Genomic DNA, 23,032 nt, shown 5'->3' on the forward strand with positions numbered 1-23,032 from the left:
CAATTTAGGCGATAAAAATCGACCTGTCTGTCTCAATTCGGGCGTTTAATTATTTTTGGATGACGAAGCGGATCACGCCATCTTCGTTTTCATGGGACACCAGTTCAAACCCCTGCTTGTTGCACATATTGGGGATGTCGATCTCCGCCAGCGGATCGGTGGCCAACAGGCAAATGGATTGCCCTTTGATTACGTTGGCCAGTGCTTTTTCAGCCTTGATTACCGGCAGCGGGCAGTTCAGCCCGCGCGTATCCACGGTCAACCCGCTCATTTGGCAAGGCCGAGCACCCAATAGGTGCCGTAGGTTGAATTGGCGTCATAATGCACGGCGATTGCGGCTTTTGATGCGAAGGGGTTCAGCAAAACTTTTGAATCTTTGGTGCTGTTGCGCCAACCAGAGAACGTGTCGGCAAATGTGGCGTAGCCAGCACTGGTGAGGCTTGCGGTTTCGCCGGGCACGTTTAGGGGTTTAGTGGCGGCCTGGCTGTTGCCATTTTGGGCATATTCGAGCGTTGCGTCTTGCGCTTTCACTTGCAGGCCTGAATCAAGGGTCAACATGTTGAGGCCTTGGGATGTGCGGTATTGGTTGATCAGGTTCAGGGCCGCTTGTCGGTCCAGTTGCGGGTTGTTGGTATCCATGCGTGCGGTCAGTGCTGCAGGCAATTGGCTGGTCATGGTGGTGCAGGCGGCCAACGGCACGATCAACATCAATCCAAGCAATAATTTACGCATAAAAACTCCCAACGACGCTTATCAAAAAAGGCTCTTAGCAGAGACCATAAAAAACAGCCAGCAAAGCTTTGCCGGCTGCGTGAAAATGTGCCTGAAAAGTGCGGCGGAAATGAGATCAGCGTGCGCGATCAATGCGGGTGGTAAAGCAGCTATAGGCGGCTGATCGCACATGGATAAAGCTCACATCTTCAAGCGCGAATATTTTCTCGGCTTGGCTGACAAGATCACTCACCTTTGCGATTTGCCCGGTGCGATAGTCGATTTTCTCGTCTGCCGAATAGCCGCGGATTAGAAACTGATCACGTTGGGCAATCACTGGTGGCACCTCATTCGTGCCGCCCTGGAAGCGCTTGCACGGTTTTTCGCATATGAAGATGGGGCCCGTTTCAGTGAAGGCGCCGGCGGCGTCAAAGGGTTTGTAGGCGCCGAGCAGAACGGCGTCGCCTTCCGGCACATTTTTGAGGCAGTGGCGGCAGGGTGCACGGCCATCTGAGATGCGACGCTCTGGCTTTTGCCCATGGGCATCTGTGCCGCCATTGCGCCAGCTTTCCGCTGTTGTGGTGGGGATGGGTGTAAATTTGATCGCCATGTGAAGCTCCTTTTGGGAGTAAAATGGCTTAGGCACACACCTTCGGCGACCCGAATTTCACCTAAACGGCATATTTTTCTAAAAAGGCTTCGGCGGGCAAGCTGCGCATATCTTTTAAGCTGTCTTTCAGCTTCTCCCGCGGCCAATCCCACCAGGCCAAGTCTTGCATCTGTTCGGCGATTTTGGGTGTGAACCGCTCTTTGATCGTTTTGGCAGGCACTCCGCCGACAATGTGATAGGGCGGCACATCTTTTGATACGACTGCCCCGGCGCCGATCACTGCGCCGGTGCCAATCGAAACGCCGGCCAAAATCGTCGCGCCATGGCCGATCCATACATCGTGTCCAATGGTGACCTCATGCTCTTTTCGCCAGGAAAAGAATTCGGTGTCATCGTCGCCCAAGCCAAAGGCGGCTGCACGATATGAAAAATGATGTTGGCTGGCGCGCCAGGTGGGGTGGTTGCCCGGGTTGATCCGGACATCGCTGGCGATGGAGCAGAACTTGCCGATCTTGGTCCAAATGATCTGGCAACGCTGCATGGCATAGGAATAGTCACCCAAGCGCGAATCGACAAAAATGGTGTCATGTCCCAGCTCGGTCCAAACGCCCAAATCGCTGCCTCGGGTTTCGGTGTTGGGGCCGATGGTTGGGGCTTGGGATAATTGCTTTGCCATTGCGGTACCTATTTTTGAACGGCGCGGATGAGGTGAACAAGCTTTTCAACCCCGACCGCGAGCGACTGATCGTTGCTAATCGTCGTTTGGGGCAGCGCCGGATCGAGCTCATCCACCTTGCGGTTCAACCGCTGCTCGATTTCTTCTTTGTTTTCCCGGCCACGCCCAGCCAATCGCTCCGCGCGAAGTTCCACCGGTGCGGTGATGTTGATCACGTGGATGGGATATTTTTGGTGGGCGACGGGCAATTGGTTGCGCGATGTGTTGCAGATCAGGGTTTTGCCTGCGCGTAGGTCATCCTCAATGGTTTTCGGGATGATATAGCCAAGCCCATGGGCGCGCCAATGCAAGGCGAAATCGCCTTGCTCGACCATCTCTTCATATTGGGTTTCGCTGATCGTGCCATGATCTTCCAGTTCGGCCATGGCCTCCCGCGTGATCAGGCGACGTACAAAGCTGATATTGGGTTCTTGGCTGAGTGCGTCGGCCGCGCCCGCCATCAAACTGTCTTTGCCCGCGCCTGAAGGGCCGACGATGAAGATCAAAATGCCCTTATAGGCGTCCGACATAGTGTGTTCCCTAGATCACGCGTTCGCCATCGCGCCAAACGGCACGCACAATCGGCACACCATCTTCGGGCAAATGCACCCGCGCAAAGTCTGCCTTTTTGCCCACGGCCAGTTCGCCGCGATCATCAAGCCCCGCCGCTCGCGCTGGATTGAGCGAGACTTTGGCAATGGCGTCAGGCAGCGTGATTTGCTCTACATTTTTGGCCAGCTTGAACGCCCCCTGCATCAGTGAGAAGGGCACATAGTCGGAGCTGAGCACGTCGAGCAGGCCTTCGCTGGCCAATGCTGTGGCGGAAATGTTGCCAGAATGAGATTTGCCGCGCACCACGTTTGGCGCGCCCATCAAAATGGCGATATTGGCGTCGCGGGACGCTTTGGCCGCTTCGATGGTGGTGGGGAATTCGGCAATGCCGACGCCATCTGCCTGCGCTTCTGCAACATGATCGATTGTCGCGTCATCGTGGCTGGCGAGGGTCAGACCGATTTCATGACCACGTTTCACGATCGCCTGACGGTTTGGTGCGGAATATTGCTCGTGTTCGGCGATCCGCGCGGCGATGAATTTTTCCATCTCCGCATCGTTCATGCCAGTTTTGCCTTGGTAATAAAGGTAATATTGCTCCAGCTGCATAAATTGCCGCTGGCCGGGGGTGTGGTCCATCAGCGAGGCCAGTTTCACCAGTTCATTCTGGCAATATTGCTCGAACTGTTCCAAGGCATCATGGCTGGACAATTCGCAGCGCAAATGGATCAAATGATCGGAGCGGAGGCGTTTTTCAGCCTTGGCTTTGGTGATGGCACCCACCAACACATCCACATGCTCGCCCATATTTTTCATATCGGTGTCAGAGCCGATCCGCACCGCGTCAAACACCGTGGTGATGCCGGATGAGGTGACTTGCGCGTCGTGGGCGTGCAACGCGGCCATGGGGTCCCAGAAGACACCGGGGCGCGGACGGTAGTGGCTTTCAAGATGGTCGGTGTGCAACTCCACCAGACCAGGCACCAGATAGTCGCCATCGAAGTCGAGGCCCGACTCCCCGCTGTTCGCCATGTCGGCGATCATGCCGTCTTTCACGTTCAGGGCGCCTGTCATTTCGCTGTCGGCAAGGATCAGCTTTGCATTTTTAATGCTTAGATTTTCGGTCATTTCATCTCAGCTTTCGTTCAGCCCCTTAGGGGGTAATCTTCTAATCGGACAAAAGGCGCGCCCTTTTCAGGCTCATGATAAAGCGCCAAATTGTTGAAGGTGTAGGTGCGTTCCAACTCGGCCGCAAACCATTGTTGCGCCGCCTCGAAGAATAATTTTCCGGCTAACTCATCCACTTGCCCTGTCAGGGTCAAATGCATTTTGAATTGCTCGCCCACATAGGGGTAGCCCCAGTGGTCGAGCAGTTCGATCTGACGATCATTAAGGCCAGAGGCGATGCGTTCTTGCCGTTTTTCTTGGCTCAGCGGCGCGCGATAGTGATCAAAGTGGTGCACCACTTTTTGGGCGAGTTCGGTCACGTCCTCACATTGATGCGCGGGCACGATGGCGATAAATCTGCCGATCTGATGCACTTTTAAGCTGCCAATTTCGACGGGGTTTTGCGCATCTGCAAAGGCTTTCAGGTCGCGCCGCAGGGAATCGATATTCGTATTCTCCGCCATATGAAATGGTGCCTTGATGGTGGCATGAAATCCATAACGCCGTGGCGAGGCGGTGAATTCATATTGGTCCACCGGCGTGATGCCTTCAATGGAAGGTTGCGCCAGTTCGCAATTTTGGTGGCAGTCGCGCCCCAGCCATTGGCTGGCTTTTTGCCACAAAGAGTCATTTGTGGCTGGCGCATAATATATCGCATAACGCTCAGACATGAGGGACCTTAAGAATTGGAAGGCGTGAACTCGCGCCTTCACATAGTCTATTTAAATGTCAGCAATTTGACAGTCATTTATTTGATCAAATTATGCTGCTTTTTGTACCGCAAATTTGGTGACATCAATCACACGATCCGCCACCTTGTCGCGGGTGTCGGCATCGTGAAAAATGCCCAGCATGGCGGTGCCATTGGCTTTGCGTTCCTCAATCAAAGACAACACAACTTGTCGGTTGGCCGCATCAAGCGAAGCCGTTGGCTCGTCGAGCAGCAGCAATTTATGCTCGCCCATAAAGCCGCGGGCAATGTTCACCCGTTGTTGCTCGCCGCCAGAGAAGGTGGCGGGGGGCAGGTTCCACAAATGCTCAGGAATATTCAACTGGCCGAGCATTTTTGCGGCCTTTTTCTGCGCAACTTCTTCGCTGTGGCCCCATTGGCGGGCGACTTGCGCCACCAGATCGAGGGCGGACACGCGGGGGATGGCCGAAAGGAATTGGCTCACATAGCCGATGGTGGATTGGCGCAGGCGCAAGATCTCGCGCGGCGACGCTTGGACCAAATCTGTGTGCTGGTCGCCATGGGTGATGATGATTTCACCGGCATCGGCAGCATAGTTGCCATAGATCATTTTCAACAAGGTGGATTTTCCTGCGCCGGAGGGGCCGCCAAGCACCACGCATTCGCCAGCGAAGACTTCAAATCCTGCCCCGTCCATCACGGGCAATTGCAAACCATTTTGCAAATGCATCACGAAGGATTTGGTCAGGTTTTGAACGCTCAAAATGGGCTGTGTCATGATTAGCTCCCCACATGCAGAATGGATGACACCAAAAGTTGGGTATAGGCTTGGTGTGGATCATCAAGAACCTGGTCGGTTAGACCTTGCTCAATCACCTCGCCGTCTTTCATCACCATAATCCGGTCAGACAACAAACGTGCGACAGCCAGATCGTGCGTCACGATAATGATGGAGAGGCCAAGTTCGGCCACCAAACGGCGAATCAAATCGAGCAGACGCGCTTGCACCGACACGTCGAGGCCGCCGGTTGGTTCGTCCATAAATACAAGGCGCGGATTGGTCACCAGATTGCGGGCAATTTGCAGCCGCTGCTGCATGCCGCCAGAAAAGGTGCGCGGCGCGTCATCGATGCGGTCCGCCTGAATTTCCACTTTCGCCAACCAGTCGAGGGCTGTGTCGCGGATTTTGCCATAGTGTCGATCACCCAGCGCCATCAAGCGTTCGCCCACATTGGCACCGGCGGAGACATTCATGCGCAACCCGTCGCGTGGATGCTGGCGCACAAAGCCCCAATCGGTGCGCAACAAGATGCGCTGTTGGGTTTCGCTCATCTCATATAGATTGTCCGATTTTCCCTTGCGATTGCGATAATAGACTGCGCCATCTGTGGGAATGATCTGGGTGGAGAGGCAATTGAGCAGGGTGGTTTTGCCCGACCCGCTTTCGCCCACAATGGCCAGCACTTCGCCGGGATAGAGATCGAAATTGACATTCTTGCAGCCCAGTTGCTGGCCGTAAAAATGGGATAGATTTTTCACGCTCAACAAAGGTAAGTCTTGATCAAGGCTCATTGCATGCGCTCCTTATAGTCGGCATTTAGCGGGCCAAGATGACCTTCGCTCTGGCGGGTTTCGCAATAATCGCTGTCTGAGCACACAAACATATTGTTGCCTGCGTCATCCAAAATCACCTCGTCAAAATACACGCCTTCTGCGCCGCACATGGCGCATTGTGTGTCGGGCCATTCCTGAATGGTGAAGGGGTGATCTTCAAAATCGAGGCTCACCACATCGGTGTAAGGCGGCAGGGCGTAGATCCGCTTTTCCCGGCCCGCCCCGAACAATTGCAAGGCTTTGGATTTGTGCATTTTCGGGTTGTCGAATTTTGGGGTCGGCGAGGGATCCATCACATAGCGCCCCTCTACCATCACCGGATAAGCATAAGTGGTGGCGATATGGCCGTGGGTGGCAATATCTTCATAAAGCTTTACATGGATCAGACCATATTCGCTCAAGGCGTGCATTTTGCGGGTCTCGGTTTCCCGTGGTTCCAAAAAGCGTAGCGGCTCGGGAATCGGCACCTGATAGACCAGCGTTTGATGTTCCTGCAGTTCTTCTTCCGGAATGCGGTGCCGGGTTTGAATTACCGTGGCTTCGCCGGTGTGGGTGGTTAGGTCCACATTGGCGGTTTTGGCGAAGAAGTTGCGGATGGAGACCGCATTTGTCGTGTCGTCGGCGCCTTGGTCGATCACTTTGAGAATGTCGCTTTCGCCCAAAACTGAGGCAGTGACCTGCACGCCGCCGGTGCCCCAGCCATAAGGCATGGGCATTTCGCGCGCGGCGAACGGCACCTGATAGCCCGGCACAGCGATGCCTTTGAGGATCGCGCGGCGAATCATGCGTTTGGTCTGTTCGTCGAGATAGGCAAAATTGTAGGCCGGGGCCGCGTTGGTCAGTTGATCAAGGCTCATTGGGCCGCCTCCATTTTTGGCTCATCGCCATCTTCATTTTGCTGCGCGTCAAATTCCTTGCGCATGGTGCGGATCAGGTCCAACTCGGCTTGGAAATCCACATAGTGCGGCAGCTTCAAATGCTCCACAAAACCTGTGGCCTGAATATTGTCGGAGTGGGACAGCACAAATTCCTGATCTTGCGCCGGGGCGGAGAATTCTTCGCCCAGCTCTTTCCAGCGGAGCGAGCGATCCACCAGTGCCATCGACATGGCTTTGCGTTCGGCTTGGCCAAACACCAAGCCGTAGCCACGGGTGAAGGCAGGAGGCGCTTTGGCGCTGCCTTTAAACTGGTTGATCATTTGGCATTCGGTCACTTCCATGGTGCCGATGGGCACGGCAAAGCCAAGTTCTTCAGCAAAAAACTCAACCTCGACTTCGCCGAAGCGAATTTCGCCCGCGAAGGGGTGCGAGCGGGCATAGCCGCGCTGTGTGGAATAGCCAAGCGCCAGCAAAAAGCCTTCGTCACCACGCGCCAGATTTTGCAGCCGCACGTCGCGATCGGTTGGAAAATCGATCGGGGTACGGGTCAAATCGCCTGTTTCATGGCCTTCATCAAATTGATGGTCTGGCTCAATCATGCCGGACTTGCCCAAAATGTCAGAAACGCGCGGCACTTCCGCATTCAAATCGATGTCTTCGTCGCTCGAAGGGGGTGTTTCGGGGGCCGCTTCCGCGTCGAAATCGAAATTGATCAGGCGGTGGGAATAGTCAAAAGTTGGCCCAAGCACTTGGCCGCCGGGCAAATCTTTGAAGGTTGCGGAGATGCGTCGCTCAATGGCCATCTTGCCGGTTTCGATGGGTTCTGCATAGCCAAAGCGCGGCAGGGTGGTGCGGTATGCGCGGATCAGGAAGATGGCTTCGATCAAATCCCCCTGTGCCTGCCGAATGGCCATGGCCGCCAATTCTGGATCATAAAGCGAGCCTTCGCCCATCACGCGATCGACGGCGAATGACAATTGCTCGGTGATCTGGTCCAGACGCAGGCCGGGCACATTTTCATTGCCACGACGTTTGGCGGCGAACAATGTGTGGGCGTTTTTGATGGCCTTTTCGCCGCCTTTTACAGCAACATACATGTCTATTCTCCTTGCGCCGGATCGAGATTGATTTTGGTGGAGCGGGGCAGGGCAGCCAGCTGCGTTTCTGTCACGAAAATATGGTCGATGCCCAAAGGATATTCCGCATTGTTGGCTTTAGCCTGTTGCCAGAATTTTTGGTTCAAGCTGGAGAAGGCGAAGGCGCGGCTGGTTTCGATGCCGGGGCCGGAAAGCCCGACGCCTGCCTGATTGGCCAGATCGTTCACGGCAATAATGACCGTGGTGGATTGATCAGGATATTCATGATTGCCCATATTGAAATTATGGTTGCCTTCTAAGGCTTCTGCACTGCTCAAAAAGGCAAATTGAGCTTTTTGCGGATCGCTTGTGGTGGCCGCGCCGGTGTGGAACGCCAAGAATTGGCGTGTCTCTGTCGTATTGAGTGTCTCATCAAGATAGATCAGCGTTTCTGCGTCACATAGGGTCAGGGCAGCCATGGCAGCAACGGGATTAAGGGCACCCGCATTGTCCACTTTATGCGGCGCATCATAGATTTTCCCCGGCTGCGCCATGGCATCCATAATCGTTTTAAAGCTCTGTTGGCTTTGATGGGTGAGGTCGGTGAAGCCTTGTGCAATGGTTCGTTGGGACATCGTCATTATCCGTCTCCCCGCACCATGGTGAAAAAGTCGACCTTGGTGGCGGCGGCTTTTTTCAGCTTGTCTTTTTTGGCGGTGAGCTGCTTTTGCTCCAACGGAGCGATGATGTTGGCTTCAACGCTTTGCTTGTGCGCTTCGCTTAACCAGGCAGCATCGAAAAAGGCGGCGATGGCGGCTTTGCGTTGGTTGCGGCCTTGGCAATAGGCGTGGCCAACTTCGCCACTTTCCAATTGAATGGCGGCGCGGGTCACAGTTATTTCGCCCAGATTAAACGGTGCCCCGCCGCCGCCGATCCGCCCGCGTGTCATCACAAGGCCCGTTTCGGGCTTTCGGGCGAATGTCCAGTCTGGCTTGTCAGCAAATTTCTCATACAGATCTTCAAGTTGCTGGTCGGGCGCTTGCACCAAAACGCGCATAACGCGCTGGCGAGCGATCACCTCAGCATTTTCAGCTTTATTGTCGGGGGAGGAAGGCGCGGTCATGAATGGCTCTTTTCAGTTTTTGAAAGATCAGAACGGGTGCTGTCCTAAAGTATTTCAAAAAATTTGTCTATACTAATTGTATATATTTGTATACTTTTGTTTGTATGGTTTATTAAAGTGCGAAATTGTTGCAGTCATATGACGGCATCAAAGGCTTGGGAGTGTGGAGTTTGAGCAAGATTGAGCGGGGGCAGGGCGTGTCCCTCTGGCGGCAAATCGCCGAGCGATTGCAGCATGAAATTGTGGCGGGTACCTACAAGCCGGGCACGCAATTGCCGACAGAAGTCGAGTTGGCAAATGATTATGAAGTGAATCGCCATACGGTGCGGCGCGCCATTGCGGCGCTCACGGAGAATGGGTTTCTCACCGCCACACGTGGCCGCGGCACCTTTGTGGCAGATGCGCCCATCACCTATCCGATTTCCTCGCGCACGCGCTTTTCTGAAATTATCAGCGCCCAGAAGCGCCAGCCGGGTGGGCGGCTGATCTCGTCAGCAGAGGAAGCGGCAACTGAGGACGTGGCCAAGCATCTCAACATCGCGGCGGGCGATTCGGTGCTGCGCATCGAGACCTTGCGGGTGGCCGATGGCGTGCCGATCACCGTGGCGACCATCTGGTTCCGAAAAGATTTGCTGCCTGATCTGGTGCCGCACTATGCCGAGCTGGGGTCAATTTCAAAAGCATTGGCCCGGGCGGGCTTTGAAAATTACAAGCGCGACAAGAGCTGGGTGACCGCCATTGCCGCCACGGCAGATGATGCGCGCCTGTTGCAGGTGGAGGTGGGGTATCCGCTGATGCAGATCACCAGCGTGAATGTGTCAGAATCAGGGGAAAAGCTGCAATATACCCGTTCGCGCTTTCGCGGTGAGACGGTGCAGTTGGAGATCGAAAGCTAGGCGCAGCACGTTTTGCGACCTATATTTGTCTATGAATAGCGACTTTCACAAATCTGACATCTAACCGACATTTTTATGTAAAGCAGCAGCAATAGAGATGGGCCCGAATTCGAATAGGGGCACATCGTTACATGTTGAAGCTGCAAAATGTTAATCGCCGATTTGGAGACAAATTGGCGGTGAAAAATGTCAACCTCGCCATCGCTTCAGGCGAAATGGTGGGGGTGATCGGTCAATCTGGGGCGGGCAAATCCACCCTGTTGCGCATGATCAACCAATTGATTGCCACCAGCGATGGGGCCATCGAGTTTGATGGCACCAAAGTCTCCAGCCTGAAGGGCGCTGACTTGCGCAATTGGCAACGTGATTGCGCGATGATCTTTCAGCAGTTCAATCTGGTGCCGCGCCTCGATGTTTTGACCAATGTGATGTTGGGGCGGTTGAACCGGCGCAACACATTCTCTTCCCTCATCAAAAGTTTCACCGAAGAAGAGCAGCTTGAAGCGCTTGAAGCGCTGGAGCGGTTGAGCATTGCGCAAACCGCGTTGCAACGCGCGGGCACTTTGTCTGGCGGTCAGCAGCAGCGTGTGGCCATCGCCCGCGCCCTGATGCAGCAGCCGAAAATGATTTTGGCCGATGAGCCGATTGCCTCGCTCGACCCGCGCAACGCGAAAGTGGTGATGGATAGTTTGAAGGCGATTAATGAAGATGACGGCATCACCGTCATCACCAATCTGCACACGCTGGATACGGCCCGCAATTATTGCGAGCGAATCATCGGCATGGCCCATGGCGAGGTGGTGTTTGATGGCCCGCCTGAAGCGCTGACCACTGAGGTGGCGCGCCGCATTTATGGTGCCGAGGGGCTGAAAGACGCCTTCTCTGAAAGCATGACCTCGACTTCCCTTGAAGACGACAATGAGACACCCGCGCAAAAACGCCGCGGGCCCTATCGTGATGCCGATGAGGCGCACGTGACGCTGAATTGATGCGCTGAGGCGCAGCAATGAATTTCAACGGTAAACCGCATAATTTTAGGAGAATCCCCATGAATGCGATCCGTACTGGCCTTTGGTCTGCTGTAGCTGTTGTGGCCATGTCCTCAACCGCCATGGCGCTTGATACATTCCGCGTTGGTATTTTGGGCGGCGAAAACGAAGCCGACCGTTTGCGCAACAACCAATGCTTGATCGATCTGTTGCCGGAAGCCATTGGCGTAAACAATGTTCAATTGTTCCCAGCCGCTGACTATGACGGTGTGATCCAGGGCCTTTTGGGCGGCACGCTTGATTATGCCGAGCTGGGTGCGTCTGGCTATGCAGCTGTTTATTTGCAGGATCCGGAAGCTGTAGATCCGATTTTGACCACCGAACAAGTTGATGGTGCAACGGGCTATCACTCCATCATGTTGGCCCGCTCAGATAGCGGCATTGAGTCTTTGGACGATATGAAGGGCAAGCATCTTGGTTATGCTGACCCAGATTCAACTTCAGGCTTCTTGGTCCCCTCAGTGGCGTTGCCAAAAGAACTGGGCATGCCCGTTGATGAATATTTCTCAGAAACATCCTTCAATGGTGGGCACGAAAACAATGTGTTGGCGGTGCTGGATGGCAAAATTGACGGCGGCGTGACCTGGTCATCAGGCGTTGGTGAATATCTGGATGGCTACACTTCGGGCAATATCCGCAAGATGGTGGATAAAGGCCTTCTCGACATGGAAGACGTGAAAGAGATCTGGCGTTCGCCTTTGATCCCGAACGGCCCAATTGTTGTGCGTGCCGATCTGGACGAAGATGTACGTGCCAAGTTCAAAGACTTCATGTTGAGCTTGCCAGAAACAAATCCTGATTGTTTTTCTGCCATCCAAGGCGGCACATATAACGGTTTCGTGGAAGTGGATCACTCTTTCTACGAAACAATCGTTGACGCCCGTAAAGCCAAAATCGGCGGCTAATTATAAAACCTCGTTGAAAGGACCGGTCATGTTGATCGGTCCTTTTGCATATCTATGTGGAGCGCGATTTGATGGGTGCTGTTAGCCAATCTTCACCGCCAAAACTTTCTGATGCCACCAAAAAGGTGCATCAACATTATCAAGAGCTGGCGCGAACTAAAAAGCTCTATAGCTTTCTCACCATTGGCATTTTGGGCGCCATTCTTGTGGCGGCCTTGTGGTTTGCCAATGCCTCGAACTCGGGCAAATTTATTGATCGCATCCCGTATTTTTTCGATTTTGTTTTGAATTTCTTGCCGGACGATCCTTTGGAGATTTTCCGGGCGCTGTTTGATTTGCCATCACCCTATGCCGATGGCTCGCTGAAATATGATTATGAAGAGGGGCGGCATTATCTGATCGGCGATTTTTATCTGCCCGAATATTTTTATGAGATGCTGGTCACCCTCAATATTGCTTTTGTGTCCACACTGTTGGGCGGGGGCATTGCCTTTGTGCTCTGCTTTTTCGCTGCCTCCAATCTGGTGGGTTCCAAAGCGGTGCGCTTTGTGGTGCGCCGCATCATGGAGTTGCTGCGTGCGTTCCCAGAGATTGTGATTGCGGGCCTGCTGGCGGCGATCTTGTCGCTTGGGCCAATTGCGGCGATTGCCGCGGTGTCGATCCACACGATCGGCGCGTTGGGCAAGCTGTTTTTCGAAGTGGTGGAAAATGCCGACATGAAACTGGATGAGGGTTTGCGGGCCGCCGGTGCCAGTTGGGTTGAGCGGGTGCGCTTTGCCATTGTGCCGCAAGTGCTGCCCAACTTCACGTCCTATGCCTTGCTGCGCGCTGAAATCAATGTGCGTGCCTCCACCATTATTGGTGCTGTGGGCGGCGGCGGTATTGGCGAAGTGTTTCGCCTGTCCTTGTCGCGCGATCATGCGGCGAAAACTTACGCCATTATCCTTTTGCTGTTTGTCACCATCGTCGCCGTGGATCAGCTTTCCGGCTGGCTGCGCCGCAAGATGGTGGGCGATCAAGCGTTCCAGTTCGGCGCATAGGGGGATATGACCATGTTGACCACCACAAACCTCACTGCCGAACGGCAAGCCGAGCTAAAAGAGCAATATGCCGAGGTGTTTCACAAAGACCCGGTGAAAAAGTTTCGCCCGCTGGCGATTGTCGCGGCGTTGCTGGCCTATCTCGTGGCTTGCTTTTTCTTTTTCAATATTCCGCAGGTCTTCTCCGATGCCAAATGGGACCGGGCCGGGCTTTATATGGCCGATTGGGTGTCCTGGCAGGCGCAGCCAAAGTTCCGCTTCCGCGATGATGGGTTAGAGTTGCAATATCCGCGCTTTTCACCCCTTGGGGCCGAGCCAGATCCAAGTTGGGTGATCGCCAATGAAACCGCCGATGCCTATCGTGTCGATTTTGGCCCGAGCGATTTTATCGTCGTGCAAGAAGGTCTGGTGGAGATCACCAAGGGCGGACAGCGTTTTGAGGTGGTGATCACCGATGATGAAGCTCTTTTGCCGCCCAACGCCACCAGCGCTTTTGAAGCCCGCAATGGCCGCGTGAAATTCAGCTTTGGCTTTGCCGGCAACATTGAAATTCGTAACACCCAAGTGCGCGTTTGGCGCCGCTTTTGGGGGTGGGAGAATTTCTTCTTTGATCCGAGTTCAGCTTTTTGGGGCATGAACGGGTTTGAAGTGATCTCGACGATTGCTGCTGGGCCGCAACTTGAAGCGGGTAAAAGCAATCTCAGCGTGGCGATCAATGACTTTCTTTATAATGCCGAATGGCAGCACGCGGATGTGTTTGTGAAATTACTGCAAACCATTGTGATGGCCTTTGTGGGTACGTTGTTTGCGGGCATTCTGGCCTTCCCGCTGGCCTTTATTGCCGCGCGCAATATCACACGGTCTAACGCCGCCAACTGGTTTATGAAGCGGGCGTTCGACTTTTTGCGCTCGGTCGATATGCTGATTTGGGCGCTGTTCTTCACCCGCTCATTTGGGCCGGGACCGATTGCCGGTATCGCGGCGATCTTTTTCACCGACACGGGTACGCTCGGCAAACTTTATTCCGAAGCCTTGGAGAATGTCGATGACAAGCAACGCGAAGGCGTGAAGTCGCTTGGGGCATCGCCGGTGGAGGTGCAGCGCTTCGGCGTGGTGCCACAAGTGCTGCCGCTTTTTGCGTCGCAAGCGCTCTATTTCTGGGAATCAAACACCCGGTCTGCCACCATCATCGGGGCGGTAGGTGCGGGCGGCATTGGCCTCAAATTGCTCGAGGCCATGCGCACTGGTACCGACTGGGAAAATGTCGGCTATATGGTGATCTTGATCCTGATTGTGGTGTTTGTCTTTGACAATATCTCGAACTATTTGCGCACCAAGCTGATCGGGGAAGAGGCGCGTTAGCGCCCCGACCTATTGGCCAAAGCTATCATGCTCGCTGGAGAGGAACGCCTCCTCGGCGGGCGTGTTTTCGCGCCCCAGCACTTGGTTGCGATAGGGGTAGCGGCCAAACTGCTCGATAATGTCCCGGTGCTTGATTTCGTATTCAAGGCTGTTCTCATTGCCGAGGCTTTTGAACAGCTTTACCGCCTCATCATGCACTTTCAGGCTTTCCGCATGCATATAGGGCATATAGGCAAAGGTGCGCATCCGCACTTCTAAATGCTGATCGTCGCCGCTGGCCACCAGCTCTTGCGCCAAGGTGAGGGCCTGCATGTCAGAGGCGAAGGCGCGTTTGTCTTTGCGGTAAATTTGGCGGCTGAATTGATCCAGAATGATGATCTCCGCCAGGCGCCCTTCGGCATCCACCCGCCAATCGAACAGATCACCGCGTGCGGCGGCTGTGTGTGTATCTTTGAACTGGTCGATGATTTTGGCGTCAAACGCTTCGCCTCCGGTGAACCAATCTTTTTCTCCATGGTCGACAAACCAGAATTGAATAATGTCTTTTGCGGTGACGGTCATAGGCGCTCCTTTTCCATCAATCTAAATTGGCGATGATTTTTAAGAAAATCAACTTGAAGTGAGTTTGGGGTCGCCATCGCTGCGTATTTTGCGCTAGTAAGGCGCAAATTCAATTTCAAACTGGCGCACCTATGACCATTGAAACGTTCAAACCTTTCCAAATGGGCCGCGAAAGCATGACAGGCCTTTCCCGCGATCTCTATAAGCTGGCGGACAGCGGCAAAGAGATCATTGTGGGGTTGATTGGTGCGGGCGAAATGGGCACCGATTTGATTTTGCAAATCGGGCGAATGCGCGGCATGCGCGTTGGCGCCGTTGCCGTGCGCAATATTGAAAATGCGCTTAAAGCGGTTGAGATTGCCTATGGCGATCGCGAGATGGCGATGGTGTGCGAAAATGATGCCGCCATTTCTCGCGCGATTGAAATGGGCAAGATTGCTGTGTGTGGTGATGCGCGTTTGGTGGCGCAAAATGATCATGTGAGCCAGGTGATCGAAGCGACGGGCAAGCCCAGTGTGGGCGCTGAAATTGGTCTGTTGACCTTGGAGGCGGGCAAGCATTTGGTGATGATGAATGTGGAAGCGGACGTGACCGTTGGCACCTATTTGCATCGCCGCGCGAAAGAGTTGGGCCTTGTCTATTCCGTCGGGGCGGGGGACGAGCCTTCGTCCATTATGGAGTTGGTTGATTTTGCCAACGCGCTGGAACTGCCGATCATTTCTGCCGGTAAAGGCAAAAACAATCCGCTGAAATTTGATGCGGTGCCTGCGGACTACGAAGAAGAAGCCTTCGCGCGCAATATGAACCCGCGCATGCTGGTTGAGTTTGTCGATGGGTCCAAGACCATGGTCGAAATGGCCGCGTTGGCTAATGCCACAGGGTTGCTGCCAGATGTGCCGGGCATGCATGGGCCGGAAGCGACCATTGATACGCTTGAGGATATTTTGATCCCAAAAGAGGATGGCGGCATCCTCTCTGGTGCAGGCAAAGTGGATTACACGATCGGCAAGGGCGTCGCGCCGGGCGTGTTTGTGGTGGTCAAAGCCCCGCATGAGCGTATTCACGAGCGCATGGCTGATTTGAAAGTGGGGCGCGGGCCGTATTTTACGCTGTATCGCCCGTTTCATCTCACCAGTTTGGAAGTGCCGCTCACCTGCGCGCGCATCGCACTTTATGGGCAGTCAGATATGGTGCCGATGGACCGGCCGGTGGCTGACGTGTGTGCGGTGGCGAAAAAGGATATGCAGCCGGGCGAAACATTGGATGCGATTGGGCAATATTGCTATCGCTCGTTCACCATGACGCGGGACGACGCCAAGGCGAAAGCGGCGCATCCTGTCGGCTTAATCGAGGGCGGTAAAGTGATTGCGCCGATTAAAAAAGGCGAGCTGATCACGGCACAAAACACCACCCCGGACGCGAGCTTGAAGATCGTTGATCTCCGCCGCGCCCAGGATGAGATGTTGGACTAGGCTATTCGCTTAAACAGTCGGCAAAATTGTTGCCCATATCGCGGATCAGGTTGAAATAGAGGTCAGCGCCATCTTCAAGGCTCGCACCCAGGGGGTCCAACACGGCCTGTTTGACCGCGGTGCCTTCCACAGCAAGTTCAACCAATTTGGCGTCAAACTGCGGCTCGGCGAAAATGCAGCTGATTTGATCTTCCTGCAAATGCGCTTTCAATTCAGTCAGTCGTTTCGCGCCGGGTTTGATCTCCGGGCTTAAGGTCACGGTGCCTGCATTAGAAAGTCCATATTGGGCTTCAAAATACTGGTAGGCATCGTGGAAGGTCACGAATTTTTTTGCCTCAAGTCCAGCCAGTTGCGCTTTGATCTCGGTGTTCAGCGTGTCCAGCCGTTCAAGGGTGCTTGCGGCATTTGCCTGATATTGCGTCGCATTCGCCGCGTCAGCTGCGCTCAATTCTTCCGTCGCCAGTTCAACAAAATGTTTGGCATTGTCGATATTGAGCCAAAGATGCAGGTCCACATTGCCATGATGATGATCGTCATGATGTTCGTCTTCGTGGTCATGGGCGTGCTCATCATGGTCTTCGTGCTCGTGAGTCGCATCCTCATGATCATGTTCATCATGGTCGTCCGCATGATCAGCATGGGCGTCGTTGTGTTCGTCATGGGCTTCATCATGACCATGGTCATCGTCCGCCAAGCTCACCTTGCGGGTGGGCAGAAAATCAAAATGGTCTTCGTGATCTTGCAGTGCGATCACCTTGGCATTTTGCGGCAGGGAGGTGATGGATTTGGCCAAAAAGCTTTCCAAATCTTCACCGACCCAAAACACCAAATCTGCATTTTGCAGCGCTTGCGCATCAGAAGGCTTCAGCGCGTAATCATGGGGCGACGCGTTGGCGGGTACGATATTGGTGGGGGTGGTTACCCCTTGGGTTACATTGGCCAATAGCGAATGAAGCGGGCGAATGGAGGTCACCACATTAAGTTCGTTCGCTGAGGCCAAACCCGTCATTGCCAAGCTCAAAACCAAGGCGCTTGCACCAAATTTCATTCGCATTTCTATCTCCATTAATGTAATAACATAACATTGTTGCGTTACGATATAACGTATGGCAAAAAGAGGTGCAACCGTTCTTTTCAAATTGAGTGCAAATTTGTGTCCGATCAAAATTTAGCGCAAGAGGCGCTGGTGCGTTTAGACAAAGTTGGCGTTTATCGCGACGGCAAATGGCTGGTGCGCGGTGTCACTTTTGACGTGCATCCCAAAGAAATTGTTACGCTGATTGGGCCAAACGGGTCAGGCAAATCCACCAGTGTGAAAACCGCCTTGGGCGTGCTGCAGCCCACCGAAGGCCAGGTGATCCGCCGACCCGATTTACAGATTGGCTATGTGCCACAAAAATTTAACTTGGACTGGACCTTGCCCATGCCGGTCAGTCGGTTGATGAAGTTGACCAAAAAACAAACCGAGCACGATATTGATCATGCCTTGGATTTGGTCGGCATCTCGCATCTCAAAAAATCGGATATGCAATCGCTCTCAGGTGGGGAAACACAACGGGCTTTGCTGGCCCGCGCTTTGCTTATGCAGCCAGATCTGCTGGTGTTGGATGAGCCGGTGCAGGGCGTCGATTTTGCAGGTGAGATCGCGCTTTATGATTTGATCAAAACCATACGTGATGAAACGGGCTGTGGAATTTTATTGATCTCCCATGATTTGCATGTGGTGATGGCGCAAACCGATACGGTGATTTGCTTGAATGGGCATGTGTGTTGTCGCGGCACGCCAAAACTGGTGGCAGAGAGCGATGAATATAAGCGTCTGTTCGGCGCGCGGGCGGCGCAAAGTCTTGCGGTTTATCAGCATGATCATGACCACACCCATTTGCCGGATGGCCGGGTGATGCACGCCGATGGCACCATTCATGATCATTGTGATCATGGGCAGGATCGGCCGCATGAAAAGGAGCATCACTGATGGGTATTTTAGATGATTTCTTTATGCGGGCGATGATTGCGGGTATCGGTTTTGCTTTGGTCACGGGTCCATTGGGCTGTTTTATTGTGTGGCGGCGCATGGCTTATTTTGGTGACACAATGGCCCATTCAGCTTTGCTGGGCGTAGCGCTCAGCTTTGTGTTCAATCTCAATTTGATGGTCGGCGTGATTGCCGTGGCGCTGATGGTGTCCTTCGCTTTGCTGATCCTTGAAAAGCGGCAATCCCTGTCGGCGGATGCGCTTTTGGGCATCCTCTCGCACTCCACCCTGGCCCTGGGTTTGGTGATTGTCAGCTTGATGACGAGTGTGCGCATTGATCTGATGGGGCTTTTGTTTGGCGACATTCTCGCCGTGACCAGCACCGATATTCAAATGGTCTATGGCCTTGGTGCCGTGGTCCTTGCCATCTTGATTTGGTTCTGGCGACCCTTGGTGGCGGCGACGGTGAATGTGGAGTTGGCGCAGGCGGAAAATATGAAGCCGCAACGCAGTCGGTTTATTCTGATGGTATTGCTTGCGCTGTTGATTGCCATCGCGATGAAAATTGTCGGTATCTTGTTGATCACCGCCTTGCTGATTATTCCTGCGGCGACAGCCCGTCGTTTTGCGGCCACGCCCGAGATTATGGCGGTGCTGGCGTCTATTTTGGGCGTTGTCGCTGTGATCGGCGGTCTATATGGTTCTTTACAATATGATACCCCGTCTGGCCCCTCAATTGTGGTGGCGGCGTTGATCATCTTTTTGATTTCCTTGGTGCCGAAAAATTTGCGCGGCGCCAAAAACCAGCCTGTGGAGGCCCCTCATGAGTGAGCAAAACTTGACCAAAAATCAGGATCTGGTGCTCAACCAATTGGGCAAATCCAAAACCCCGATGAGCGCTTATGATTTGCTGGATAAATTGCGTGAGAAGGGCTTAAAGGCACCGCTACAGATTTATCGGGCGCTGGATAAGCTTACCGAAATGGGCCTCGCCCATCGGCTGGAAACGCTCAATGCTTTTGTGGCGTGCGCCCATCCGAACTGTCATGAGAATGAACTGATCGCCTTTGGCATTTGCGAGAATTGCAACAATGTGTGGGAGTTCTCAGATGATGAGGTGAGCAAACGCCTCGACCTTTGGGCGAAAGAACGCGACTTCACGCCGGTAAAAACCAGCCTCGAAATTCGCGGTATATGCGCTAAGTGCGCTTAGGCCCTTTTCCTTCACTTGCCATCGGCACCCCCGCCTGATAGGAAGCGCGTCCGCATTTTATCAGCTTGTCACCTTGCACGGATAGATCATCGCAATCCGGGCAGGGTTTTTACGTTCTTTGGAGGGGCATATGGGCGCACAATATTCCTATGGTGTTGATTTCGGTACCACCAACACAGTGATTGCCCGGGCCAACCAAAATGGCGATGTGCACACGGTGCAATTTGGCATGGGCGCGCAAATGTCCGATGTGTACCGCTCCGTCTTGTGTTTTCAAAAAATTGAACGCGAACGCTCGTTTGATGTGGAGGTAAGTGCGGGGCTGGAGGCCATCAAATCCTATTTATCCGCCCTCTCTGAAATCCGTTTTATTCAATCCTTTAAAAGCCACGCGGCCAGTCGTTTGTTTGAAGAAACGCGGGTCTTTGGTCAAAAATATCGGTTTGAGGATTTGCTCGCCGCCTTTTTGCAAACCGCGCGCAAGAGCGCGGCCAATGGGCTTGATGAAATGGGCACCACCTTTATTTCTGGGCGCCCGGTCGCCTTTGTTGGCGCCTCCCCAGACGATCAATTGGCGATGGAGCGATATGAGCTGGGCTATAAACAAGCTGGGTTCCCAACCCCGCAACATGTTTATGAGCCAGTGGGGGCAGCCTACTCCTATGCCAAGCGGTTGAAAAAAGATGCGACCGTGCTGGTGGGCGATTTTGGCGGCGGTACGAGCGACTTTTCGATCATTCGGTTTGAGCGCCATGGGGATCGGGTTGTCGCGCATCCTTTGGGCTATGCGGGCGTGGGCATTGCTGGTGATAGTTTTGACTATCGGATTATTGATGCGGTGATTTGCCCGGAATTGGGCAAGGGCACCGAGTATAAGTCGTTCGACAAAATCCTTGAAATTCCCAAGCATTATTTTGCCAATTTCGCGCGTTGGCACCAGTTGGCGGTGTTGAAAACGCCGCAAAATATGAATGAGCTGGAAGAATTGTGGAATGCCTCGCTGGCGCCGGATAAGTTGGAAGCGTTGATCGATACGATTATGGATGATCGGGGCTTTGATATTTATCGCGCCGTCTCAGGTGCCAAGGCACAATTGTCATCAAACCCCACGGCCAATCTTCAGATCAAGCTGGGCAAAATTCAAATCGATCAGGAGATTAAGGTCGATGATTTTGAGCATTGGATTGAAAAAGACCTCAACAAAATCGGCCAGGCGGTTGACGGGTTGTTTGCGCGCGAGCACATCAAAATTGAAGATATTGACCATGTGTTTTTGACGGGCGGCTCATCTTTCATCCCGGCGGTAAAGCGATTGTTTGCAGATCGGTTTGGCCCTGAAAAGCTGGCTGATGGCAATCAGTTCCAATCGGTGGCCCATGGCTTGGCTTTGATTGGTTTGCTCGACAATGTGGAGCCTTGGCTTGCCGGTGCCGAGCTTGAGTTGAGCTAGTTTAAAAATAAACGCCAAAAATTGTCCGGGCCGCGCCTTCATTACCGCAATGTGGCGAGAGGCTTCAAAGCGTCATCGCTGCAATCAGCTCATCAAAGTCTTTGCTGTCGATCATCTTCATGGACCAGTCGCTATAGGCGCGTTCGGTGATGGGCTTGCGCATCATCTCAATGACATTGGCATGGCGGCTATCATCTTTGATCTTTCGCATCAGTTTGTCGATGTCGGCCTCACTACCCTCAAGCACTTGGGCAAAGTTTTTGCCATTATAAGCGAGGGCGCCAGTAATGTTTTTGGTGGCGTTCTTTCTCTGGGCAGCTTCAAGGATGGCCGAAACATCTTTGTAGTCTAAATTGGCGAGACCGGTGCTGACATATAATAGTCTGATCATAATGCCTCATCAGTAATTTTGGTGCGCAATGCGGGCCAGTTTAGCTGCTGAGGCTAAATTAATTCTGAAAGATTGGGGTTAAAAGGCGGTGCGCCACCTTTTATGTGTTCATGGCGCTTACCAGTTCATCAAACTGGAGCCCTTCAATATGCTTCATATGGAAACCGTCAAAGGCCCGCACCTCAATTGGGTTGCGCATCATTTCGATCACACCAGAATGGCGATGGTCTTTTGAGATATTGTCCATCAATTGATTGAGATGGTGCTCCGCACCTTCAAGCACTTGCGCGAAATTCACCCCATTGTAGGCCAAGGCCCCTGTGATATCGAATTGCGCATTATGTTTGTTCGCTGTGGCAACGATCTCTGCAATATCGTCTTCACTCAGATTTGGAATTGCGGTGCTTACATATAAGAGTCTGATCAAATTTATATCCTAGATCTGCTGAAACAGCCTTGTTTGGGGTGTTGAATTCCCGTGTGAGGAAATCTTATTTCAACATTAATTTGCAGGCAATGTGGCGGGGGCGGCGAAACCCGTGGCTCAATATATTTATACAACACCTGTCAATCGGTTAGCTGGTGATCCCGGCGCGATTCGAACGCGCGACCCCCAGATTAGGAATCTGGTGCTCTATCCAACTGAGCTACGGGACCACAGGTGGCAATCTACCCAAACATTGCTTGAGAGAAAAGCAGTTTGCAGGGATGATTTTTGCCTTATTTTGGTGCAACATCGCTGATGAGAAAATTTAGTGGGGTCTTTATGGGATTCTCCAGCCAAGTTGGAGCAGTTTTTGTGGCGGGTCTTGTTTCTTTTGCAGGTTGCGCGATGTCGGCATTTGCGTGCGAGACGCTCACGCCCGGGCCCAAGGGGCGCGTGGTGGAAATCACCGATGGTGACACGTTCATTTTGGACAACAGCCAGAAGGTGCGTCTGATTGGTATGCAAGCCCCAAAACTGCCCTTGGGTCGGATCGGATTTGACACATGGCCATTGGCCGAGGAAGCCAAGGGCTTTTTGGCGGATTTTGCTTTGGGTGAAAATGTGCAGGTTTTTTACGGCAGCACCCGAAAAGATCGGCATGGCCGGGTGTTGGGCCATGTGTTTATTGATGGTGAACGGCAAAAATGGGCGCAAAAGGCGGTGATCGCCAATGGCTTGGCGCGGGTGTATTCATTTGATGACAACCGCCATTGTTTGGACGAGCTTTATGCGGCGGAGCGGCAAGCAAGAGTTGACCGCAAGGGCATCTGGGCGCTTGATTATTATCAAATCCGGCAAGCAGACAAGCCCAACCAATTGGTGAAGCTGGCCGGGCGCTACGAGTTGGTAGAGGGCCGTGTTTTTGATGTGGGCGAAGCCAATGGGCGCGTCTATCTTAATTTTGGGCGTGACTGGGATACAGATTTTACCGTCGTCATTCAACGCGGGGCGCTAAGTGCCTTTAAAAAGGCTGATTTTGATCCCAGAAAACTCACAAATGCCCTAATTCGCGTGCGAGGATGGGTTGACGATCATGATGGGCCGCGCATTGATGTGACCCATCCGGAACAGATAGAAATATTGGCGGCGCAGTAG

General features: G+C 53.4%; 28 protein-coding genes and 1 tRNA gene. 11 read left to right on the forward strand and 18 right to left on the reverse strand.

All coding sequences use genetic code 11. From position 1 onward, the window contains the following. Positions 1-49: 49 nt before the first annotated feature. The 13 genes from MXMO3_RS02660 to phnG form a co-directional block, all read right to left on the reverse strand. Positions 50-271 (reverse strand): sulfurtransferase TusA family protein, encoded by a 222-nt coding sequence (locus MXMO3_RS02660; protein ID WP_117394853.1) that lies wholly within the window; start codon positions 269-271, stop codon positions 50-52. Then, positions 268-732 carry a CAP domain-containing protein gene (locus tag MXMO3_RS02665; RefSeq protein ID WP_027836023.1) on the reverse strand — a complete coding sequence of 155 codons (465 nt, stop codon included), beginning with the start codon at positions 730-732 and terminating at the stop codon, positions 268-270. The genes MXMO3_RS02660 and MXMO3_RS02665 overlap by 4 nt, the downstream gene beginning before the upstream one ends. A 115-nt stretch (positions 733-847) precedes the next feature. Then, entirely contained in the window at positions 848-1,321 is a 474-nt protein-coding gene (locus MXMO3_RS02670; protein ID WP_117394854.1) for a DUF1203 domain-containing protein, read from the reverse strand. A 61-nt stretch (positions 1,322-1,382) separates the two neighbouring features. Beyond that, positions 1,383-1,997, reverse strand: coding sequence for a DapH/DapD/GlmU-related protein (locus tag MXMO3_RS02675; RefSeq protein ID WP_117394855.1), 615 nt, complete (start codon positions 1,995-1,997; stop codon positions 1,383-1,385). A gap of 8 nt (positions 1,998-2,005) precedes the next feature. Continuing rightward, on the reverse strand, positions 2,006-2,566 hold the full coding sequence (phnN, locus tag MXMO3_RS02680) for a phosphonate metabolism protein/1,5-bisphosphokinase (PRPP-forming) PhnN (RefSeq protein ID WP_117394856.1): 561 nt from the start codon (positions 2,564-2,566) through the stop codon (positions 2,006-2,008). A 10-nt stretch (positions 2,567-2,576) separates the two neighbouring features. Next, positions 2,577-3,716, reverse strand: a complete 1,140-nt coding sequence (locus MXMO3_RS02685; protein ID WP_117394857.1) for an alpha-D-ribose 1-methylphosphonate 5-triphosphate diphosphatase — start codon at positions 3,714-3,716, stop codon at positions 2,577-2,579. A 17-nt stretch (positions 3,717-3,733) separates the two neighbouring features. Continuing rightward, positions 3,734-4,426, reverse strand: a complete 693-nt coding sequence (locus MXMO3_RS02690; RefSeq protein ID WP_117394858.1) for a DUF1045 domain-containing protein — start codon at positions 4,424-4,426, stop codon at positions 3,734-3,736. A 90-nt stretch (positions 4,427-4,516) separates the two neighbouring features. Further along, positions 4,517-5,224, reverse strand: a complete 708-nt coding sequence (phnL, locus tag MXMO3_RS02695) for a phosphonate C-P lyase system protein PhnL (RefSeq protein WP_117394859.1) — start codon at positions 5,222-5,224, stop codon at positions 4,517-4,519. A 2-nt stretch (positions 5,225-5,226) separates the two neighbouring features. Next, the gene (gene phnK / locus MXMO3_RS02700) at positions 5,227-6,018 is read right to left on the reverse strand and encodes a phosphonate C-P lyase system protein PhnK (RefSeq protein WP_117394860.1); all 792 of its coding nucleotides are present in this window, start codon (positions 6,016-6,018) and stop codon (positions 5,227-5,229) included. Continuing rightward, on the reverse strand, positions 6,015-6,917 hold the full coding sequence (locus MXMO3_RS02705) for an alpha-D-ribose 1-methylphosphonate 5-phosphate C-P-lyase PhnJ (RefSeq protein ID WP_117394861.1): 903 nt from the start codon (positions 6,915-6,917) through the stop codon (positions 6,015-6,017). The genes phnK and MXMO3_RS02705 overlap by 4 nt, the downstream gene beginning before the upstream one ends. Continuing rightward, positions 6,914-8,035, reverse strand: a complete 1,122-nt coding sequence (locus MXMO3_RS02710) for a carbon-phosphorus lyase complex subunit (RefSeq protein ID WP_117394862.1) — start codon at positions 8,033-8,035, stop codon at positions 6,914-6,916. Before MXMO3_RS02710 ends, MXMO3_RS02705 begins: the two co-directional genes overlap by 4 nt. A 2-nt stretch (positions 8,036-8,037) precedes the next feature. After that, a complete protein-coding gene (phnH, locus tag MXMO3_RS02715; protein ID WP_117394863.1) occupies positions 8,038-8,655 on the reverse strand; it encodes a phosphonate C-P lyase system protein PhnH in 618 nt (205 codons plus the stop codon). Continuing rightward, on the reverse strand, positions 8,655-9,137 hold the full coding sequence (gene phnG / locus MXMO3_RS02720; protein ID WP_117394864.1) for a phosphonate C-P lyase system protein PhnG: 483 nt from the start codon (positions 9,135-9,137) through the stop codon (positions 8,655-8,657). The genes phnH and phnG overlap by 1 nt, the downstream gene beginning before the upstream one ends. Positions 9,138-9,298: 161 nt before the next feature. Here phnG and phnF point away from each other — a divergent pair, with 161 nt between their 5' ends. The 5 genes from phnF to phnE (MXMO3_RS02745) all read left to right on the forward strand — a co-directional run bounded on the left by phnF (position 9,299) and on the right by phnE (MXMO3_RS02745) (position 14,389). Further along, positions 9,299-10,033: a phosphonate metabolism transcriptional regulator PhnF gene (phnF, locus tag MXMO3_RS02725; RefSeq protein WP_117396687.1), complete on the forward strand. Its 735-nt coding sequence runs from the start codon at positions 9,299-9,301 to the stop codon at positions 10,031-10,033. A gap of 131 nt (positions 10,034-10,164) precedes the next feature. After that, positions 10,165-11,022 (forward strand): phosphonate ABC transporter ATP-binding protein, encoded by an 858-nt coding sequence (gene phnC, locus MXMO3_RS02730; protein WP_117394865.1) that lies wholly within the window; start codon positions 10,165-10,167, stop codon positions 11,020-11,022. A gap of 59 nt (positions 11,023-11,081) precedes the next feature. Continuing rightward, positions 11,082-11,987 carry a phosphonate ABC transporter substrate-binding protein gene (gene phnD / locus MXMO3_RS02735; RefSeq protein WP_117394866.1) on the forward strand — a complete coding sequence of 302 codons (906 nt, stop codon included), beginning with the start codon at positions 11,082-11,084 and terminating at the stop codon, positions 11,985-11,987. A gap of 71 nt (positions 11,988-12,058) precedes the next feature. After that, complete coding sequence (phnE, locus tag MXMO3_RS02740) at positions 12,059-13,027, forward strand: phosphonate ABC transporter, permease protein PhnE (RefSeq protein ID WP_117396688.1); 969 nt, start codon at positions 12,059-12,061, stop codon at positions 13,025-13,027. A gap of 12 nt (positions 13,028-13,039) precedes the next feature. Beyond that, positions 13,040-14,389: a phosphonate ABC transporter, permease protein PhnE gene (gene phnE / locus MXMO3_RS02745; protein WP_425462127.1), complete on the forward strand. Its 1,350-nt coding sequence runs from the start codon at positions 13,040-13,042 to the stop codon at positions 14,387-14,389. 9 nt (positions 14,390-14,398) lie between these two features. Here phnE (MXMO3_RS02745) and MXMO3_RS02750 read toward each other — a convergent pair whose 3' ends face one another. Further along, positions 14,399-14,950 carry a DUF924 family protein gene (locus tag MXMO3_RS02750; protein ID WP_027836039.1) on the reverse strand — a complete coding sequence of 184 codons (552 nt, stop codon included), beginning with the start codon at positions 14,948-14,950 and terminating at the stop codon, positions 14,399-14,401. A 161-nt stretch (positions 14,951-15,111) separates the two neighbouring features. Here MXMO3_RS02750 and MXMO3_RS02755 point away from each other — a divergent pair, with 161 nt between their 5' ends. Next, on the forward strand, positions 15,112-16,422 hold the full coding sequence (locus MXMO3_RS02755) for an NAD(P)H-dependent oxidoreductase (RefSeq protein ID WP_117396689.1): 1,311 nt from the start codon (positions 15,112-15,114) through the stop codon (positions 16,420-16,422). 1 nt (position 16,423) lies between these two features. Here the strand turns inward: MXMO3_RS02755 and MXMO3_RS02760 are convergent, their stop codons facing one another. Then, positions 16,424-17,476 carry a zinc ABC transporter substrate-binding protein gene (locus tag MXMO3_RS02760; RefSeq protein ID WP_245985789.1) on the reverse strand — a complete coding sequence of 351 codons (1,053 nt, stop codon included), beginning with the start codon at positions 17,474-17,476 and terminating at the stop codon, positions 16,424-16,426. Between the two features lie 99 nt (positions 17,477-17,575). Between MXMO3_RS02760 and MXMO3_RS02765 the strand changes: the two genes are divergently transcribed. The 4 genes from MXMO3_RS02765 (at position 17,576) to MXMO3_RS02780 (ending at position 21,059) form a co-directional block, all read left to right on the forward strand. Further along, entirely contained in the window at positions 17,576-18,397 is an 822-nt protein-coding gene (locus tag MXMO3_RS02765; RefSeq protein WP_036223504.1) for an ATP-binding cassette domain-containing protein, read from the forward strand. Then, positions 18,397-19,227, forward strand: a complete 831-nt coding sequence (gene znuB / locus MXMO3_RS02770) for a zinc ABC transporter permease subunit ZnuB (protein WP_205468065.1) — start codon at positions 18,397-18,399, stop codon at positions 19,225-19,227. Before MXMO3_RS02765 ends, znuB begins: the two co-directional genes overlap by 1 nt. Beyond that, positions 19,220-19,609, forward strand: coding sequence for a Fur family transcriptional regulator (locus MXMO3_RS02775; RefSeq protein WP_117394869.1), 390 nt, complete (start codon positions 19,220-19,222; stop codon positions 19,607-19,609). The genes znuB and MXMO3_RS02775 overlap by 8 nt, the downstream gene beginning before the upstream one ends. 130 nt (positions 19,610-19,739) lie before the next feature. Continuing rightward, the gene (locus tag MXMO3_RS02780) at positions 19,740-21,059 is read left to right on the forward strand and encodes an Hsp70 family protein (protein WP_117394870.1); all 1,320 of its coding nucleotides are present in this window, start codon (positions 19,740-19,742) and stop codon (positions 21,057-21,059) included. Positions 21,060-21,123: 64 nt separating this feature from the next. Here the strand turns inward: MXMO3_RS02780 and MXMO3_RS02785 are convergent, their stop codons facing one another. From MXMO3_RS02785 to MXMO3_RS02795, 3 genes are all read right to left on the reverse strand, one after another. Beyond that, positions 21,124-21,450, reverse strand: a complete 327-nt coding sequence (locus MXMO3_RS02785; RefSeq protein ID WP_027836045.1) for a BLUF domain-containing protein — start codon at positions 21,448-21,450, stop codon at positions 21,124-21,126. A 100-nt stretch (positions 21,451-21,550) separates the two neighbouring features. Then, complete coding sequence (locus tag MXMO3_RS02790; protein WP_162889105.1) at positions 21,551-21,877, reverse strand: BLUF domain-containing protein; 327 nt, start codon at positions 21,875-21,877, stop codon at positions 21,551-21,553. A 153-nt stretch (positions 21,878-22,030) separates the two neighbouring features. Then, a tRNA-Arg gene (locus MXMO3_RS02795) sits at positions 22,031-22,107 on the reverse strand. A 175-nt stretch (positions 22,108-22,282) separates the two neighbouring features. Here MXMO3_RS02795 and MXMO3_RS02800 point away from each other — a divergent pair. Further along, a complete protein-coding gene (locus MXMO3_RS02800) occupies positions 22,283-23,032 on the forward strand; it encodes a thermonuclease family protein (RefSeq protein ID WP_245985790.1) in 750 nt (249 codons plus the stop codon).

Origin of the sequence: Maritalea myrionectae, assembly GCF_003433515.1 — a bacterium.
Taxonomy (GTDB): domain Bacteria; phylum Pseudomonadota; class Alphaproteobacteria; order Rhizobiales; family Devosiaceae; genus Maritalea; species Maritalea myrionectae.